The following is an 18859-nucleotide window of genomic DNA, read 5'->3' on the forward strand; positions in this document are numbered from 1 at the left end:
CAGGTCCCGGACGAGGAGACCACCGCCGCCGTCGCCACCGCCCTGGAGTCCGGCTACCGCAGCATCGACACCGCCGCGATCTACGGCAACGAGCGCGGCGTCGGCAAGGCGCTGGCCGCGTCCGGGCTGCCGCGCGAGGAGCTGTTCGTCACCACCAAGCTGTGGAACAGCGACCAGGGCTACGACGCCACCCTGCGGGCCTTCGACGCCAGCCTCGACAAGCTCGGCCTGGACACCGTCGACCTGTACCTGATCCACTGGCCCACCCCGGCCCGCGACCTGTACCTCGACTCCTGGCGGGCGATCGAGCGCCTCGCCGCCGACGGCCGGATCCGCGCCGCGGGCGTCTCCAACTTCCAGCCCGCCCACCTCACCCGGCTGATCGACAACAGCGGCCTGGTGCCCGCCGTCAACCAGGTCGAGCTGCACCCCGGCCTCCAGCAGGCCGAGCTGCGCGCCTTCCACGCGAAGCACGGCATCGCCACCGAGGCCTGGAGCCCGCTCGCCCAGGGCGCCGTCCTGAACGACCCGGCGATCACCGCGATCGCGGAGCGCACCGGCAAGTCCCCCGCCCAGGTGGTGCTGCGCTGGCACCTGCAGCTCGGCAACCTGGTCATCCCCAAGTCCGTCACCCCGGCCCGGATCCGCCAGAACCTCGACGTCTTCGACTTCACGCTCACCGACGACGAGATGGCCGCCGTCGCCGCCACCGACCGCGGCCTGCGCACCGGCCCGAACCCCGACGAGTTCAACGCCGCCTGATCGGCCCCAGCACCGCGAAGCGGCCCGCCGGAAACCCGGCGGGCCGCTCGCGTGCGTGCGGGGGCGGTCAGGGGAAGGCGAGCGTGGTGCTGGAGGTGTGGAGGGCGGGGTTGTCGGCGAGCGCGGCGGGCCGGGTGGTGGTGGTCACGCCGGTCGCGCGGTCGGTCGCCCACAGCGCCGGGGCGCCGGTGCCGTCGAGGTCGGCGGCGCGCAGGGTGAGGGTCCGGCCGGTGTTCCAGCCGGAGGCGGCGACGGTGTAGGCGCCGGTGGTGGTGAGGGTGGTGCCGTCGGCGGAGAGCTTCAGGCCGGTCCACAGGTGGAGCGCGCCGGTGGCGGGGTTCCACAGGTAGGCGGCGGTGCCGTCGGCGCGCTGGGCGGTGGCGACCGTCCAGCTGCTCCAGTCCTGGGTGCCGTCGGGGGAGTTCAGGCCGGTGAGGAGGTGGCAGCTGGCCAGGCAGAGGCCCCAGCCGAAGTCGGCGTCGGTGGAGTAGCCGTTGGGGGTGGCGGAGTGCAGCAGGGCCATCCGGTTGCCGAGGACGGCCAGCAGGTCGGGGTGGCCGGTCGCCAGGTTGCTGGTGTTGCCCGCGTTGACGAGCTGGGTGGCGGCGGCGCCGTCGGTGTCGGTGAGCCCGCTGATGCGCAGCGGGGCGGACGAGGCGCCGAGCGGGCCGGTGGTGCCGTCGCCGCACATGATGGTGCCGCCGCCCGCGTTGGTGCCGGTCGGGAAGTAGGCGAGGACGTCCTGGGTGCCGGTGCCGCAGAAGCTGCCGGTGACGGCCTGCGCGCCGTTCCAGTCGGCCGGGCCGCTCGTGGTGCCGTAGCCCAGGCCGTTGACGCCGATGTCGACCGGGGTGGGCGACACCTTCCCGTTGGACCGCCCGGTGGCGAGCCACAGGCCGGGCGGGACGACGCCGGCGCCGCCCGGGAGGATCAGGTCCGGCGTGCCGTCGAGGTCGAGGTCGCCGTCCCCGGCGGGCAGACCGAGGCTGCCGACGTGCGCCGCGGGCACCGCCTGGGCCGGGGCGGCCGACAGCGCGGCGGCGGCCAGTGCGACGACCAGCAGGGCGGCTTTGCCCCCACCGCGTCCGATCAAAGTCCTACGTATTCCCATTTTTCCCTTTTCCGAATGGGGCCGGACGGCCGAGGAGTTCGGCGTCCGGATGGTGAATACCATGGAGCGCGGTCGCGGAATGCGGGTTTTACCAAGCCTTTCGGCGACCGCGTGCCCGCCACCGGCGGGTCGGCCCTACCCTTGGCGGGTGCGTACACACATAGTCTGGGACTGGAACGGGACCCTGCTGTCGGACATGCCGGCGGTGGTGGGGGCCAGCAACGCGGCGTTCGAGACGATCGGCATCGCGCCGATGACATTGGACGAGTACCGGGCGCAGTACGAGATCCCGATCCCGAAGTTCTACGAGCGGCTGATGGGGCGGATGCCGAGCCGCGCGGAGTGGCTGGCGCTGGACGACGCGTTCCACGTCAAGTACCTGGAGCTGTTCCCGGGCTGCGGGCTGACGCCGGGCGTCGAGGAGCTGCTGTCGGGCTGGACGGCGGGCGGGCGCAGCCAGTCGCTGCTGTCGATGTACGAGCACGACAAGCTGGTGCCGGCGGTGGACGCGTTCGGGCTGACCCGCCACTTCGTGCGGGTGGACGGGCGGCGCGGGGAGGCCGGCGGGCGCAAGGCCGCCGAGCTGGCGGTGCACCTGGAGGCGCTGGGCGGCGGCATCGACCGCGGCCGGACGGTGCTGATCGGGGACGCGGCGGACGACGCGGAGGCGGCGCTGTCGCAGGGCATCAAGTCGGTGCTGTGGACGGGCGGCTCGCACACCAGGGAGAAGCTGGTGCACGTCGGGGTGCCGGTGGTGGACTCGCTGGCGGAGGCCGTCGCGGTGGCGGAGGAACTGGCCGGCTAGGCGTGTCACGGCGTGTCAACCGGCGGGGACACGTTCACCCTGGGAGGGGAACAGCACGCACCACCGTACGGAGCAGTTGAGCAGCATGCCGATCGACGCGGTCACCACCGTCCCCCCGCCCGTCAACGAGCCGCCGCGGGAGTACGCGCCGGGCAGCCCCGAGCGGGCCCGGCTGCTGCGCGCGGCGGACCGGTTGGCGGGGGAGCACACCGCGCTGCCGATGACCGTCGGCGGCGAGCGGCGGCTCGGCGGCGGGGAGCGGATCGAGGTGCCGCAGCCGCACCACCACGCGGCGAAGCTCGGGGTGATGGGCGGCGCCACGGCCGCCGACGTGCGGGACGCGGTGGACGCGGCGCTGGCGGCGGGGGCCGGGTGGCGGGAGCTGTCGTTCGACGACCGGGCGGCGGTGCTGCTGCGCGCCGCCGACCTGCTGGCCGGGCCGTGGCGGGAGACGCTGGTCGCCGCCACCATGCTGGGGCAGTCGAAGACCGCGCTGCAGGCCGAGCTCGACGTGTGCGAGCTGGTCGACCTCTGGCGGTTCAACGTGCACTTCGGCCGGCAGATCCTGGCCGAGCAGCCGATCTCCGTCCCCGGGGTGTGGAACCGCGCCGACCACCGCCCGCTGGAGGGCTTCGTCTGCGCGATCAGCCCGTTCGGCTCGACCGCGATCGCCGGCAACCTGCCGACCGCGCCCGCCCTGATGGGCAACACGGTGGTGTGGAAGCCCGCGCCGGCGCAGACGTTGGCCGCGCACTTCCTGATGCGCCTGCTGGAGGCGGCCGGCCTGCCGCCCGGCGTGGTCAACCTGGTCACCGGCGACGGGCAGGCGCTGACCGAGGTCGCGCTGCCGGACCCGGCGCTGGCCGGGCTGCACTTCACCGGCTCCACCGCCACCTTCCAGCACCTGTGGCGGGAGATCGGCCGCGGCATCGGCCGCTACCGCAGCCACCCGCGGATCGTCGGCGAGACCGGCGGCAAGGACTTCCTGATCGCCCACCCGTCCGCCGACCCGGCGGTGCTGCGCACCGCCCTGCTGCGCGGCGCGTTCGAGTACCAGGGCCAGCAGAGCTCCGCGCTGTCCCGGGCGTACCTGCCGCGCAGCCTGTGGCGGCGGATCGAGGCGGACTTCCTCGGCGAGGTGGACGCGCTGACCGTCGGCGACGTCACCGACCTGAGCAACTTCATGGGCGCGCTGATCGACGCCCGCGCCTTCGCCCGCAACCGGGAGGCGATCGAACGCGCCAAGGCCGACCCGCAGGTGCGGCTGCTGGCCGGCGGCCAGTACGACGACGCGATCGGCTGGTTCGTCCGGCCGACCGTGCTGCTCGGCGGCGACCGGCGCGGCGAGATCTTCTCCACCGAGTACGGCGGGCCGGTCCTGGCCGTCCAGGTGTACGAGGACAGCCGCTGGGAGGAGGCGCTGGAGCGGGTCGACGAGGCCGCGCCGTACGGGCTGTCCGGCGCGGTGATCGCGCAGGACCGGCGGGCGATCGCCCGGGCCGTGGAGCGGCTGCGGTTCACCGCCGGAAATCTGTACGTCAACGACAAGCCGACCGGAGCGGTCGTCGGGCAGCAGCCGTTCGGCGGCGGGCGCGCCTCCGGCACCAACGACAAGGCGGGCGCGGCGCAGAACCTGCTGCGCTGGACGTCCACCCGGTCGATCAAGGAGACGTTCACGCCGCCGACCGACTACGTCCACCCGCACATGGAGTGGTCACCCGAGTGACGTACAAGCCGCTCGAACGGCTTTGGACAACGTGTCCAGGAAGGAACGATCTTCCTGCGGGATTGTGCCTTCGTGTCCCCTGACACCCCGGTTGCGCCACGTTAGGCTGGCTGGCGTCGCCGGTTTCGGTCAGCAGGCCAAACGACTTGTCGTACCCGGGCGGAGCGCGACTCATGCGTGCCATGAGCGCTTTTCCACCCGGTGTGTGCGGGAGGATTGCGGACGGGAGCCCGGCGGTGCATCCACCAGCCATCACCGAGTCACGCAACGGCGCGCGACAGGAGCCAAACAGCCATGCAGACCAAGCTGGACGCAGCCAAGGCCGAACTGCTCAAGAAGGCAGCAGCAGCCGCTGAGAACAGCCAGGTGGGGGGAGCGGCGCCCGGGGAGGGGCTGAGCAACGGCGCTCTGGCCGCCTACCTGCACCACTACTACCTCCACACGGCCCCCGAGGACCTGATCGGCCGGGACCCGGTGGACGTCTACGGTGCCGCTGCCTCCCACTACCGGCTGGGCCTCAAGCGGCCCCAAGGCACCGCCGAGGTCCGGGTCTCCACCCCGACCGTGGAGGAGAACGGCTGGTCCTGCGGCCACACCGTGGTCGAGGTGGTCACCGACGACATGCCGTTCCTGGTCGACTCGGTCACCAACGAGCTGACCCGCCTGAACCGCGCCATCCACCTGGTCGTGCACCCGCAGCTGGCGGTGCGCCGCGACCTCACCGGCAAGCTGCTGGAGATCCTCGACCTCGACGCGTGCAACCGCGCGCGGGCCGCCGGCGCCGAGTGGCCCGCCGACGCCGTGGTCGAGTCCTGGATGCACATCGAGATCGACCGCGAGACCTCCCGCGAGGACCTGCGCGACATCGAGGCCGGCCTGCGCCGCGTGCTGGGCGACGTCCGCGAGGTCGTCGAGGACTGGTCGAAGATGCGCGACTCCGCGCTCCGACTGGCCGACGAGCTCGCCGAGCAGCCCCCCGCCCACCTGCCCGAGCAGGAGGTCGGCGAGGCCTGGGAGCTGATGCGCTGGCTCGCCGACGACCACTTCACCTTCCTCGGCTACCGCGAGTACGACCTGGTCGAGCACGACGGCGAAGAGGTGCTCCGCGCCGTCGCCGGCACCGGCCTGGGCATCCTGCGCGCCGACCCGCTCAGCCACGACTCCGACCACCACCCGGTCTCCGAGGCCTTCGGCCGGCTCTCCGCCCCGGTGCGCGCCAAGGCGCACGAGAAGAAGCTGCTGATCCTCACCAAGGCCAACAGCCGGGCCACCGTGCACCGCCCCGCGTACCTCGACTACGTCGGCGTGAAGAAGTTCAACGCGGCCGGCGAGCCGATCGGCGAGCGCCGCTTCCTCGGCCTGTTCTCCTCCGCCGCCTACACCGAGTCCGTCACCCGGATCCCGGTGGTGCGCCGCAAGGTCCAGGAGGTCATGGAGGGCGCCGGCTTCTCCGGCGACAGCCACGACGGCCGCGACCTGCTCCAGATCATGGAGACCTTCCCGCGCGACGAGATGTTCCAGACCGCCGCCGCCGAGCTGCAGTCCGTCGCCACCAGCGTGCTGTACCTGCAGGAGCGCCGCCGGCTGCGGCTGTTCCTGCGCCAGGACGAGTACGGCCGCTACTTCTCCGCGTACGTGTACCTGCCGCGCGACCGCTACACCACGCGCATCCGGCTCGCCCTGATGAGCATCCTCAAGGAGGAGCTCGACGGCGACACCATCGACTACACGGTGTACGCCACCGAGTCGGTGCTGACCCGCCTGCACTTCGTGGTCCGGGTCGCCCCCGGCACCGAGCTGCCGCAGCTGTCCGACGCCGACATCGAGCGGATCGAGAACCGGCTCGCCGAGGCCGCCCGGTTCTGGATGGACGGCTTCAACGACCAGCTGCAGACCGAGTTCGGCGAGGAGAAGGCCGCCGAGCTGGCGCACAAGTACGCCACCGCCTTCCCCGACGGCTACCGCGCCGACTTCCCGCCGCGCACCGCCGTCGCCGACCTCAAGCAGATCGAGTCGCTGGCCGGCGAGGGCGACTTCCGCCTGAACCTGTACCAGCCGGTCGGCGCGGGCGACGACGAGCGCCGCTTCAAGATCTACCGGGTGGGCGGCCCGATCTCGCTCACCGAGGTCCTGCCGGTCCTGCAGCGCCTGGGCGTCGAGGTCCTCGACGAGCACCCGTACGCGCTGCGCCGCACCGACGGCACCACCGCGTGGGTGGTCGACTTCGGCCTCAAGCTGCGCGAGGGCACCGACCTCACCGAGGAGGACCGCGAGCGCTTCCAGGACACCTTCGCGGCGACCTGGCGCGGCCAGGCCGAGAACGACGGCTTCAACGAGCTGGTCCTGACCGCCAAGCTGACCTGGCGCGAGGCCGTGGTGCTGCGCGCGTACGCCAAGTACCTGCGCCAGGCGGGCTCCACGTTCTCCCAGGACTACATGGAGGACGCGCTCCGCAACAACACCCACACCACCCGGCTGCTGGTCAACCTGTTCGAGGCCCGGCTGTCGCCCAGCCACCGCTCCGGCGGCGACGAGCTGACCGAGGCCATCCTGGAAGAGCTGTCCGGCGCCCTCGACGAGGTCGTGTCGCTGGACGAGGACCGCATCCTGCGCTCCTTCCTGCACCTGATCAAGGCCACCCTGCGGACCAACTTCTTCCAGCACGACGCCGAGGGCGCCTGGCACTCGTACGTGTCGATGAAGTTCGACCCGAAGGCCATCCCGGACCTGCCCGCGCCGCGCCCCGCCTTCGAGATCTGGGTGTACTCGCCCCGCGTCGAGGGCGTCCACCTGCGCTTCGGCAAGGTCGCCCGCGGCGGTCTGCGCTGGTCCGACCGGCGCGAGGACTTCCGCACCGAGATCCTCGGCCTGGTCAAGGCCCAGATGGTCAAGAACACCGTCATCGTGCCGGTCGGCGCCAAGGGCGGCTTCGTCGCCAAGCAGCTGCCGGACCCGGCGGTCGACCGCGACGCGTGGCTGGCCGAGGGCATCGCCTCGTACAAGACCTTCATCTCGGCGCTGCTCGACATCACCGACAACCTGGTCGCCGGCGAGGTCGTGCACCCCGTCGACGTGGTCCGCCACGACGAGGACGACACCTACCTGGTGGTCGCCGCCGACAAGGGCACCGCGACGTTCTCCGACATCGCCAACGGCGTCGCCGAGTCGTACGGCTTCTGGCTGGGCGACGCGTTCGCCTCCGGCGGCTCGGCCGGCTACGACCACAAGGGCATGGGCATCACCGCCCGCGGCGCCTGGGAGTCCGTCAAGCGCAACTTCCGCGAGCTCGGCGTCGACACCCAGTCCGAGGACTTCACCGTCATCGGCATCGGCGACATGTCCGGCGACGTGTTCGGCAACGGCATGCTGCTCTCCGAGCACATCCGGCTGGTCGCCGCGTTCGACCACCGGCACATCTTCCTCGACCCGAACCCGGACGCGGCCGTCTCGCACGCCGAGCGCCGCCGCCTGTTCGACCTGCCGCGCAGCTCCTGGGACGACTACGACAAGTCGCTGATCTCGGCCGGCGGCGGCGTCTTCCCGCGCTCCGCCAAGTCGATCGCGCTGTCCGCCCAGGTCCGCGAGCGGCTCGGCATCGAGGCCGCCAAGCTCACCCCCGCCGAGCTGATGAAGGCCATCCTGCAGGCCCCCGTGGACCTGTTCTGGAACGGCGGCATCGGCACCTACGTGAAGGCCTCCACCGAGACCAACGCGGAGGTCGGCGACAAGGCCAACGACGCCATCCGGGTCAACGGCGGCGACGTCCGCGCCCGGGTCATCGGCGAGGGCGGCAACCTCGGCTGCACCCAGCTCGGCCGCATCGAGTTCGCCTCCACCGGCGGCCCGCAGGGCAACGGCGGCTGGATCAACACCGACGCGATCGACAACTCGGCCGGCGTGGACACCTCCGACCACGAGGTGAACATCAAGATCCTGCTCAACCAGGTCGTCGCCGACGGCGACATGACGGTCAAGCAGCGCAACGCCCTGCTCGCCGAGATGACCGACGAGGTCGGCCACCTGGTGCTGCGCAACAACTACGCGCAGAACGTGGTGCTCGCCAACGCCGTCGCGCAGGCCGCCAGCATGGTCAACGTGCACGCCCGCATGATCAACCGGCTGGAGTCCAACGGCCAGCTCGACCGGGCGCTGGAGTACCTGCCCACCGACAAGCAGATCCGTGAACGCCAGCAGGCCGGCCGCGGGCTCTCCCAGCCCGAGCTGTCCGTGCTGCTCGCCTACACCAAGATCACGCTGGCGGACGAGCTGCTCGCCACCGAGCTGCCCGACGACCCGTACTTCCGGGACGTGCTGCACGCGTACTTCCCCAGCGCGCTGCGCGCCCGGTTCGCCGAGCAGATCGACAACCACCCGCTGCGCCGGGAGATCATCACCACCCTGATCGTCAACGACACGATCAACCGCGGTGGCTGCACCTTCGCGTTCCGCCTCCGCGAGGAGACCGGCGCGACGATGGAGGAGATCGCCCGCACCCACGCCGCCGCCCGCGCGGTGTTCGGCCTGGAGCAGATCTGGGACACCGTCGAGGGCCTGGACAACCGGGTCGCCGCCCGGATCCAGACCAAGATGCGGCTGCACGCCCGCCGCCTGGTCGAGCGCGCCACCCGGTGGATGCTCGGCAACCGCCGCCAGCCGCTGGACATCGCCGGCACCATCGCGTTCTTCCACGACCGGGTCAACCAGGTCTGGGACTCGCTGCCCAAGCCGCTGCGCGGCGAGGACCTCGCCTGGTTCCAGTCGGTCCACCAGGAGCTGGCCGCGGCCGGCGTCCCCGACGACCTGGCCACCCGGATCGCCGGCCTGTCCTCCGCGTTCCCGACCCTCGACATCGTCGGCGTCGCGGACCGCTCGGACGCCGACGTGATGGAGGTCGCCGAGCTGTACTACGACCTCGGCGACCGCCTGCAGATCAGCCACCTGCTCGACCGGATCATCGAACTGCCGCGCACCGACCGGTGGTCCTCGATGGCCCGCGCCGCGATCCGCGAGGACCTGTTCGCCGCGCACGCCGCGCTCACCGCCGACGTGCTGGCCGCCGGCCCGGCCGGATCCAGCCCCGAGGAGCGCTACACCGAGTGGGCCGACCTCAACAGCACCCTGCTCGGTCGGGCCCGCACCACCCTCGACGACATAAGGGGTTCGGACAACTACGAGCTGTCCAGCCTCTCGGTCGCCATGCGGGTCATTCGGACCCTGCTGCGCGCCGGTCGCTGAACCGACCCCGAAGGGGCCCCGGGCAACCCGCCCGGGGCCCCTTCGGGCGTTCTCGGGCACAATGTCCGGCATGACGGAGGCCGTGTTCGACCGACTGACCGAGCTGCTCGGCGAGCCCGACCGGCAGACCCCACAAGGGAGTTGGGGCGCGGCCGAGGAGTTCCTCGGGGTCGGCCTGCCGAGCGGCTACAAGGCGTTCGTGGACCGCTGGGGCCCCGGCGTGCTGGACCGCTTCCTGATCGTCCACGGCCCGCTCGACGGCACCGCGCAGGAGGCCCGCGAGCTGTGGGGCCCGTGGTACGGGTGCCGGCCCGGGCAGCAGCGCAACCCCGACTTCGACCCGTTCCCGTACCACCCCGAGCCCGGCGGCCTGATCGGCTGGGGCACCGACCGGTACGGCGGCGCCTGGTTCTTCCTCGCGCAGGGCCCCGACCCGGACCGCTGGCCGATCGCCGTGCTCAGCGACACCGGCCAGTGGTACGCCACCCGCGGCGCCTTCCCGGCGTTCCTGCTGCGCTGCCTGGAACGCCGGGAGTACCCGCTCTTCCTCGACATCACCTGGCCCCACCCGCAGCCGGACTACCGCCCCTTCCGGGCGGACTGAGGCCCGGCTCCCGACGGCTCGGCTCCCGGCGGCTCAGCTCTCGGTGGCTCAGCTCTCGGTGGCGCGGCGCAGCGCGGAGGCCAGCAGGGCCAGGTCGGTGGGTCCGTTGCCGAGCTCCCGGACGGGGCGGGGGGACGGGGCGGCGCCGTGGTCCTCCAGGCGTTGGGCGACCACGGTGGGGCGGAGCGTGGCGGTGCGCGGGATGCGGCCGCTGACCCGGGCGCCCTGGAACGCGGTGACGGCGCCGTCGGGGCGGCGCAGGTAGCCGCGGCCGGGGGTGGCGCCGGGCAGCGCGGCGGCGTCCGGCAGGTCGATCAACAGGTCGGAGTCGCCGGGCTGTTCGGTGCGCAGGGCGATCCGCAGCTGTGCGGCCTCGTCGAGTTCGGTGCCGGTGGTGGCCTCCGGGTCGCCGGTGGCGGCGATCACGTGCACGCCCAGGCGGGCGCCGCGGGTGGCGGCGGCGGCCAGCGCGCGGGCGAGCGGGCGGCCGCCGGGGGAGGCGGGGCCGAGCAGCGCGTCGTAGTCGTCGACGACGACGACCAGGCGGGCCGGGGCGGGGCCGGCGGGCGGGGCGTCGGGGGAGCGGCGGGGCTCGACCACCCGGACGCGGTCGCCGGCGGGCCCGCCGACCAGGGCGGGGGCCTTGTCGAAGACCAGCCGGGTGTGCCACTCGGTGAAGCTGAGGCCGTCGAACAGGGCTTCGCGGTGGGCGAGTTCGTCGAGCAGGCGCTCGGCGGCGAGCAGCGCGCCGCGCGGGTCCTCGGCGGCGTTGACGTGGTCGGTGACGTGCGGCAGGTCGGTGCAGCCGGCCAGGCCGCCGCCGTCCGCGCGGTCGCCGTCGATCATCAACAGGGCGAGGCGGTCGGGCCGTTCGGACACCGCGAGGGAGGCGGCCAGGCTGCGCAGCAGTTCGGACTTGCCGGAGCCGGGGCCGCCGCCGATCAGCAGGTGGTCGCCGTCCTCGGCGAGGTCGACGGCGCAGGTCTCCTCGCCGGCCGGGCCGCGCGCGGTGCCGAGCAGGGCGGCGGCCGCGCCCGCGCCGGCGGGCAGCGCCTGCCAGCTCTCGGCGAGCCGGGCGGGGGAGAGCGACTCGGAGCGCAGCAGGTCGAGCAGGCGCAGCGCCTCGGGCAGCGGGCCGCGGGCCGCCTCGCCGTCGGCGGCGGCCTCGCGCAGCGGGGCGAGGGTGCGGGCCAGGCGTTCGGCCCAGGCGGGGGAGACCGCGTCGAGGGCGATGTCGGTGAGCTGCTCGCGGGCGCCGCCGACCGGCCGGTCGAGGGTGAGGCGGGTGGCGACCTCGCCGGTGATCCGGCCGAACGCGCCGAGCCCGGTGGGGAGTTCGTCGGGAGTCTCGGCCAGGCAGAGGGCGAAGACGCCGGCCGCGGGGCCCTGCCGGAGCAGCAGGCCGAGGGCGCGCCGGCCGGCCTCGGTGCCGGGGTCGCCGTCGACCAGGACGACGGTGGCGGGCGGGGCGGCGGTGGCGGAGGCGAGTTCGGTGAGCCGGGCCTCGGCCTGCTCCGGGCCGAGGCCGTACAGCAGCCGGCAGGCCTGGCCGTGGGCGGGCCGCAGGTGCGGCAGCCACTGCGCCCAGGCCCAGTCCTCGGCGTGCTGCTCGGGGGCGACGACGACCAGGGCGAGGCCGCTGGGCGGGTGCAGGGCGGCGAGTTGGGCGAGCGCGGCGCGGGCCAGGCCGGTCAGGCGGTGGCGCGGGCCGGCCAGGCCGAGGCTGCCGGCGGTCTGCAGGTCGACGGTGGCGGGGACGGCGGGCAGCAGGGTGCCGGGGGCGGTGCCGGGGCCGCCGGGGAGGTCGGCGGTGCCCAGGCGCAGGGTCAGCGCGTCGGGGTGGTCGGGGCCGCGCTCCCACAGCCGGGGGCCGGCGCCGAGGGCGGCGAGCAGCAGGGCGGCCGGGTCGGGCCAGCGCTCGCGCTGGTTGGCGGCCTGCCGCAGGCGGGCGGCGGCGTGCTGGCGGTCGGTGTCGACGACGGGCGGCTCGGGGCGGGTGCGGCGCCCCAGCCAGCGGCCGCGGCCGGTGGCGGCGGGGGGTTCTTCGGCAGTGGCGGGCGCGGCGGGCCGGCCGGGTGCGGTGCGGGCGGTGGGGCGGGGGGCGAGCCGGAGCCGGCCCTCGCCGTCGGGGGTGGTGCCGCGGGCCGCTATGTCGGCGGGGTGGGCGAGTTGGAGGGTGGACTCGCCGATCCGCAGCAGTGCGCCGGGCGCGAGTTCGGCGCTCTCCTCGCGCAGGTAGCGCTCGTCCAGCAGGGTGCCGTTGGTGGAGCCGAGGTCCTGGACGGTGGCCCGGCCGTCGGCGGCCAGGTGCAGGGCGAGGTGCAGCCGGGACACGTCGGGGTCGTCGAGCGGCACGTCGGCCTCGGTGGAGCGGCCGATCCGGATCCGCTCGCCGTGCAGGCGGTGGACGCCGCCGGCGTCGGGGCCGCCGACGACGCGCAGTTCGGCGGCGGGGTGCCCGGCGGTGTCCCCGGTGTCCGGGTCGGGCTCGCCGAGGGCGAGGACCGCGCCGTCGATCAGCGGTGGCTGCCCGAACGGGAGTTGCTCGTCCAGGCGCTGCTCACCGGCGTACAGGTGGACGTGCGTGGCGGAGCGCGGGCCGCGGACGCCGACCGCGCCGGCCAGGGCGGTGGCGACGGCGCCGAGGGTGGTGCCGGCCGGGGCTGTGACCAGGACGTCGGCAGAGCTCCCGGGGCTGCTCGGGCCGCTGCGCGGTCGAAGGACGGTGAGCCGGATCTGCATCACGCCCGGGGTCCCTTCTGCACACGTGTGGTGCCTGCCATCCTGCCACTAGGGACGGACAGTCCGCGCACGGTACCGGATTTGACGATCTTGCGATCATCGACATGGTGAATCCGACGCCGAGTCAGGTCAAGGACGCCCGGACGCCCCAGGTGGCCGACAGTGCGCGCCCGCCCCGGGCGACACCTCGGAAACCCGCGCGGGCACCGTTAGAGTTGCCGAAAACCGGGAGCCCCCGCGCGCGGGCGGTTCCCCACAAGGCCCCGGCGCCGTTCACGGGAACGGGGGAGTGCCGGAACGCGGCCCCGGCAGCGGGCGCCGGGTGACCGAACGGAGTGCACAGGTGCGGCCTGTCGGAAGCAAGTACCTGCTGGAGGAGAGCCTCGGACGCGGAGCGACCGGCACGGTCTGGCGCGGCCGGGTCCGCGACGACGCCGCCGTGCCGGGCCTGCAGCCCGGCCAGGCGGTCGCGGTCAAGGTGCTGCGCGAGGAGCTCGCCGCCGACCCGGACGTGGTGATGCGCTTCCTGCGCGAGCGCTCCGTCCTGCTGCGGCTGAGCCACCCCAACATCGTCCGCACCCGCGACCTGGTGGTCGAGGGCGAGCTGCTCGCCCTGGTGATGGACCTGATCGACGGCCCCGACCTGTACCGCTACCTGCGCGAGTCCGGTCCGCTGTCGCCGATCGCCGGCTCGCTGCTGATGGCGCAGATCGCCGACGCGCTGGCCGCCAGCCACGCCGACGGCATCGTGCACCGCGACCTCAAGCCCGCCAACGTGCTGCTGGCCACCCTGGCCGTGGACGGCGGCGAGCAGATGTACCCGATGCTCACCGACTTCGGCATCGCCCGGCTCGCCGACTCCCCGGGCATCACCCGCACCCACGAGTTCGTCGGCACCCCCGCGTACGTCGCCCCGGAGTCCGCCGACGGCCGCCCGCAGACCGCCGCGGTGGACGTCTACGGCGCCGGCATCATGCTGTACGAACTGGTCACCGGCCGCCCGCCGTTCCAGGGCGACAACCCGATGGCCGTCCTGCAGGCCCACCTCGCGCAGGAGCCGCAGCGCCCGCGCACCATGCCCGAGCCGCTGTGGACGGTGGTCGAACGCTGCCTGCGCAAGGACCCGGCCCAGCGCCCCACCGCCGTCTCGCTGGCCGAGGCGCTGCGGGTGGTGGCGGCCGGCATCGGCGTGCACTCCGCCCCCGCCGCCGTGGACGCCGCGCTGGCGGTCGGCGCGCTGCTGCTGCCCGACCCGGCGCTCGCCCCGGCCGCGCCCGCCGGCGGCAACGGCTACGACCCGGCGGCCGCCACCCAGGTCATGGCGCACCGGCCGGCCGTCCCCGGGGCCGAGGACCGCACCCAGCTGATGAGCCCGCCGCCCGGCCCGGCCGCCGACCGCACCCGGGTGATGCCGTCCATGCCGCCGGCCGCGCCGCAGCCGCCGCAGCCGGACGGCCCGCACCCCTGGCAGACCCAGCTGCAGGCCGCCCGGGACCGCAACGAGCAGACCCGGATCGGCTACTTCGAGCCCGAGGAGCTCGCCGAGCCGCAGGTCGCGCCCCGCCCGTACCAGGCCGGCCAGTACCCGCCGCCCGGGCAGCGCCCCCCGGTCGCCCCGCCGCCGTACCAGGGGCAGCACCCGCACCCGCAGCAGCAGCCGCCGCAGCCCGGCGGCGGCCGGTACGCCGCGCCGCAGGGCCCGTACCAGCCGCAGCAGGGCCGGCACCCGCAGCAGGGCGGCCACCCGCAGGGCCGGGACGGCCGCCCGCCGGTCGCGCCGCCGCCGTACCAGGCGCAGCCGCAGCAGCCCGGCCCGCCGCCCGGCTACGACGGCCGCCCGCAGGGCCACGGGGCGCCGCAGCGCCGGGCCGAGCCGGCCCCGCCGCGCCGCCAGGAGCCGCCGTACCGGGAGCCGGAGCCGCCCCGGGAGCGGGGCCGCGAGCCGCGCGGGCGCAGCCGCAACCGGATGTGGATCCCCGGCCTGGGCTGCGCCAAGGGCTGCCTGGTGGTGCTGGTGGTGCTGGCGCTCGGCTGCCTGGCGCTGTGGAACTTCACGCCGCTGCCGCACTACTGGGACAACGTGGTGGGCTGGTTCAACACCGCGACGGACTGGATCAGCAGCCACACCGGCAACTCGAATTGACGCTTTGTCGACAATCCAACGAAATTCCCCCGGATCGGAACCGCCCCGGGGGCCCTCCGCGGCCCCCGGAGGCCTCCCGGGCGCGTAGGTTGTTCGTCGAGCACCGACCTCACGAGCCCACGGAGCAGCATTGGCACGCAAGATCGGCAGCCGGTACACGGTCCACCAGGTGATCGGCCGCGGCTCGGCCGGCACCGTGTGGCTCGGCGAGGGCCCGGACGGGCCGGTGGCGGTGAAGCTGCTGCGCGAGGACCTCGCCGCCGACCAGGTCCTGGTCGGCCGCTTCGTCCAGGAACGCACCGCCCTGACCTGCCTGGACCACCCCCGGGTGGTCGGGGTGCACGACATGGTGGTGGACGGCAGCGACCTCGCCCTGGTGATGGACCTGGTCCAGGGCACCGACCTGCGCACCCGGCTGGAGCGCGACGGCGTGCTCGCCCCGCTGGTCGCCGCCTCGGTGATCGCCGACGTCGCCGACGGCCTGGCCGCCGCGCACGCCGCCGGCATCGTGCACCGCGACGTCAAGCCGGAGAACGTGCTGCTCGACCTCGCCGCCCCGCCCGGCCCCGGCGGCGCCCCGCGCGCCAAGCTCACCGACTTCGGCATCGCCCGCCTGGTCGACGCCCCCCGCCGCACCCGGGCCACCCGGATCATCGGCACCCCCGACTACCTCGCCCCCGAGATCATCGAGGGCCTGGAGCCGCGCGCCGCCGTCGACATCTACGCCCTCGCCACCGTGCTGTACGAGCTGCTCACCGGAGCCACCCCGTTCGGCGGCGGCCACACCGGCGCGGTGCTGCGCCGGCACGTCACCGAGAACGTCCCGCCGGTCGAGGGCATGCCGGACGGCCTGTGGCGGATCATCTCCGAATGCCTGGCCAAGGCCCCCGCCTCCCGGCTGCGCGCCGCCGAACTGGCCTCCCGGCTGCGCGAGTTGCTGCCCGAACTGGCGGGCTTCGGCCCGCTCGCGGTGCCCGCCCAGCGGACCGCCACCGAGGACGTGCCCACCCCCGGCGAGGCCGTCTACGCGGAGGCGGACGCCGGCCGCGGCACCCACCGCCGCCGCCGCGGCCCCGCCGTCCCGCTGGTGCCCGGGCCGACCCCCGACTCCACCCGCGACACCCACACCAGCCTGCGCCGCCCGTCCGCCGGGGAGCTCGCCTCCTACGCGGAGGAGTCCCGGGCCCAGCGCACCCAGCCCGCGCCCTCGACCCACCGGCGCACCCGGGCCCAGCTGATCCGCCGGCGCCGCACGCTGGCCGTGCTGATCGCGGTGATCCTGCTGCTCGCGGGGGCCGCGGCCGCCTGGACGGCGTTCGCCGCGGAGCCCCCCGCGCACGCCGCCGGGGCGGTGTCGGGCACCTGGCACCCCCGGTTGTAGCCGAGCCCCCCCGCCGAACCATTACCCTTGTGGCGTGGCAGCCGTCGATCCTTCCGAAGAGCTCAAGAACCTCGACTCGACCATGGCGTCGATCGAGGCAGTCCTCGACCTGGACAAGATCCGGGCCGACATCGCGACCCTGGAGGAGGAGGCAGCCGCCCCCACCCTGTGGGACGACGTCGCGAACGCGCAGAAGGTCACCAGCCGGCTCTCCTTCCTCCAGGGCGAGCTGCGCAAGGTGGAGAACCTGCGCGGCCGGGTCGAAGACCTGGGCGTCCTGTTCGAGCTCGCCGAGGCCGAGGACGACGCGGACACCCGCGTCGAGGCCGAGAACGAGCTGGAGGCCGTCAAGAAGGCGGTCGAGGAGCTGGAGGTCCGCACGCTCCTCTCCGGCGAGTACGACGCCCGTGAGGCCCTGGTCAACATCCGTGCCGAGGCGGGCGGCGTGGACGCCGCCGACTTCGCCGAGCAGCTGATGCGCATGTACCTGCGCTGGGCCGAGCGGCACGGCTACCCGACCGAGGTCTACGACACCTCGTACGCCGAAGAGGCCGGCATCAAGTCCGCGACCTTCACCGTCAAGGCCCCCTACGCCTACGGCACCCTCTCCGTCGAACAGGGCACCCACCGCCTGGTGCGCATCTCCCCGTTCGACAACCAGGGCCGCCGCCAGACCTCCTTCGCCGGCGTCGAGGTGCTCCCCGTCGTCGAGCAGGCCGACCACGTCGACATCGACGAGAACGACCTGCGCATCGACGTGTACCGCGCCTCCGGCCCCGGCGGCCAGGGCGTCAACACCACCGACTCCGCGGTCCGCATCACCCACCTCCCGACCGGCGTGGTGGTCTCCTGCCAGAACGAGCGCTCGCAGATCCAGAACAAGGCCTCGGCGATGAACGTCCTCCAGGCCAAGCTGCTGGAGCGGCGCCGCCAGGAGGAGCGCGCCGCGATGGACGCGCTCAAGGACAGCGGCAGCTCCTGGGGCAACCAGATGCGCTCGTACGTCCTGCACCCGTACCAGATGGTCAAGGACCTGCGCACCGAGCACGAGGTGGGCAACCCGCAGTCCGTGCTGGACGGCGACATCGACGGCTTCATTGAAGCCGGTATCCGGTGGCGCAAGCAGCGGGAGAGCTGAGTCTCCACGGCATGAGGAAGGGCCCCACCGCTCCGAGCGGTGGGGCCCTTCCTGTGTGGGTTCGGGGGTCAGCGCGCCAGCAGTGCCAGTGCCAGCACGGCGGCGCACAGGACGGCGAGCAGTATCGCGGGGTTGAGCGCGGCGAACGGCCCGTGCTGCTCCTGCTGGAGCCGGGCGCGGTTGGCGCGACACACCGGGCAGCGTCCGTCGATGACGCGGCCGTTGCAGTTGGCGCACACCAGTTGGTCGCAGGTCATGCGTGTCCTCCTTGCTGCATAGCCAACGTGCCGGAGGCGGCTTCGGTTCCGACTCTCCTACCACTCTGCCAGGTTCCGGACACCTGGGCCCCCGGAGGACAAGGGTTGCCGATCTGTGACGTAGCTCGCAATTTCGGTCGGCAACCGGAACGGCAGCTGACGGAATCCCGTTGGGTAGCCGCCCGGTTACTGCGGGTGTGTGTGGACGTCGCGTAAGGTCACTGCCTCCGATCCACCTAGGATGGCCCCCGTGATGCAGCCGTGATCAGATTCGACAACGTCTCCAAGACCTATCCCAAGCAGAACCGTCCGGCCCTGGACAACGTCTCGCTGGAGATCGAGAAGGGCGAGTTCGTCTTCCTGGTCGGCTCGTCCGGTTCGGGCAAGTCGACGTTCCTGCGCCTGTGCCTGCGCGAGGAGCGCCCGTCCACCGGCGCGGTGCACGTGCTCGGCAAGGACCTGGGCAAGCTCTCCAACTGGAAGGTGCCGCACATGCGGCGCCAACTGGGCACCGTGTTCCAGGACTTCCGCCTGCTGCCGAACAAGACCGTGGGCCAGAACGTGGCGTTCGCCCTGGAGGTCATCGGCAAGCCGAAGAGCGCCATCAACAAGGTGGTGCCCGAGGTGCTCGACCTGGTCGGCCTCGGCGGCAAGGAGGAGCGGATGCCCGGCGAGCTGTCGGGCGGTGAGCAGCAGCGCGTGGCGATCGCCCGCGCGTTCGTGAACCGGCCGATGCTGCTGATCGCCGACGAGCCCACCGGCAACCTCGACCCGCAGAACTCGGTCGGCATCATGAAGCTGCTGGACCGGATCAACCGGACCGGCACCACGGTGCTGATGGCCACCCACGACCAGGCGATCGTCGACCAGATGCGCAAGCGCGTCATCGAACTCGACAAGGGCATTCTGGTCCGCGACCAGGCCCGCGGCGTCTACGGCTACCAGAGCTAGAAGA

Annotated in this window: 12 protein-coding genes; 9 read left to right on the forward strand and 3 right to left on the reverse strand. The window is 73.6% G+C overall.

The annotated features are described in order from the left end of the window. On the forward strand, positions 1-762 hold a 762-nt coding region (locus tag ACWEMJ_RS24655), incomplete at its 5' end, for an aldo/keto reductase (RefSeq protein WP_452139291.1). Positions 763-829: 67 nt separating this feature from the next. On the opposite strand, the gene ACWEMJ_RS24660 is transcribed toward ACWEMJ_RS24655, so the two are convergent. Further along, positions 830-1873, reverse strand: a complete 1044-nt coding sequence (locus ACWEMJ_RS24660; protein ID WP_452139292.1) for a hypothetical protein — start codon at positions 1871-1873, stop codon at positions 830-832. Between the two features lie 148 nt (positions 1874-2021). Between ACWEMJ_RS24660 and ACWEMJ_RS24665 the strand changes: the two genes are divergently transcribed. The 4 genes from ACWEMJ_RS24665 to ACWEMJ_RS24680 all read left to right on the forward strand — a co-directional run bounded on the left by ACWEMJ_RS24665 (position 2022) and on the right by ACWEMJ_RS24680 (position 10243). Beyond that, the gene (locus ACWEMJ_RS24665) at positions 2022-2678 is read left to right on the forward strand and encodes an HAD family hydrolase (protein ID WP_452139293.1); all 657 of its coding nucleotides are present in this window, start codon (positions 2022-2024) and stop codon (positions 2676-2678) included. A gap of 91 nt (positions 2679-2769) precedes the next feature. After that, the gene (pruA, locus tag ACWEMJ_RS24670; RefSeq protein ID WP_452139314.1) at positions 2770-4404 is read left to right on the forward strand and encodes an L-glutamate gamma-semialdehyde dehydrogenase; all 1635 of its coding nucleotides are present in this window, start codon (positions 2770-2772) and stop codon (positions 4402-4404) included. A 294-nt stretch (positions 4405-4698) separates the two neighbouring features. Further along, positions 4699-9639 carry an NAD-glutamate dehydrogenase gene (locus ACWEMJ_RS24675; RefSeq protein WP_452139294.1) on the forward strand — a complete coding sequence of 1647 codons (4941 nt, stop codon included), beginning with the start codon at positions 4699-4701 and terminating at the stop codon, positions 9637-9639. A gap of 70 nt (positions 9640-9709) precedes the next feature. After that, positions 9710-10243, forward strand: coding sequence for a hypothetical protein (locus tag ACWEMJ_RS24680; RefSeq protein ID WP_452139295.1), 534 nt, complete (start codon positions 9710-9712; stop codon positions 10241-10243). A 48-nt stretch (positions 10244-10291) separates the two neighbouring features. Here ACWEMJ_RS24680 and ACWEMJ_RS24685 read toward each other — a convergent pair whose 3' ends face one another. Further along, positions 10292-12985 carry an FtsK/SpoIIIE domain-containing protein gene (locus tag ACWEMJ_RS24685; RefSeq protein ID WP_452139315.1) on the reverse strand — a complete coding sequence of 898 codons (2694 nt, stop codon included), beginning with the start codon at positions 12983-12985 and terminating at the stop codon, positions 10292-10294. A gap of 343 nt (positions 12986-13328) precedes the next feature. Between ACWEMJ_RS24685 and ACWEMJ_RS24690 the strand changes: the two genes are divergently transcribed. The 3 genes from ACWEMJ_RS24690 to prfB all read left to right on the forward strand — a co-directional run bounded on the left by ACWEMJ_RS24690 (position 13329) and on the right by prfB (position 17647). After that, on the forward strand, positions 13329-15128 hold the full coding sequence (locus ACWEMJ_RS24690; protein WP_452139296.1) for a protein kinase domain-containing protein: 1800 nt from the start codon (positions 13329-13331) through the stop codon (positions 15126-15128). Positions 15129-15258: 130 nt separating this feature from the next. After that, a complete protein-coding gene (locus ACWEMJ_RS24695; protein WP_452139297.1) occupies positions 15259-16509 on the forward strand; it encodes a serine/threonine-protein kinase in 1251 nt (416 codons plus the stop codon). Positions 16510-16543: 34 nt separating this feature from the next. Further along, the gene (prfB, locus tag ACWEMJ_RS24700; protein WP_452139298.1) at positions 16544-17647 is read left to right on the forward strand and encodes a peptide chain release factor 2; all 1104 of its coding nucleotides are present in this window, start codon (positions 16544-16546) and stop codon (positions 17645-17647) included. Between the two features lie 68 nt (positions 17648-17715). On the opposite strand, the gene ACWEMJ_RS24705 is transcribed toward prfB, so the two are convergent. Continuing rightward, on the reverse strand, positions 17716-17904 hold the full coding sequence (locus tag ACWEMJ_RS24705) for a hypothetical protein (protein ID WP_452139299.1): 189 nt from the start codon (positions 17902-17904) through the stop codon (positions 17716-17718). Positions 17905-18165: 261 nt separating this feature from the next. Here ACWEMJ_RS24705 and ftsE point away from each other — a divergent pair, with 261 nt between their 5' ends. Continuing rightward, the gene (gene ftsE, locus ACWEMJ_RS24710) at positions 18166-18855 is read left to right on the forward strand and encodes a cell division ATP-binding protein FtsE (RefSeq protein WP_380483535.1); all 690 of its coding nucleotides are present in this window, start codon (positions 18166-18168) and stop codon (positions 18853-18855) included. Positions 18856-18859: the final 4 nt, after the last annotated feature.

This window comes from Kitasatospora sp. NPDC004531, assembly GCF_053602195.1.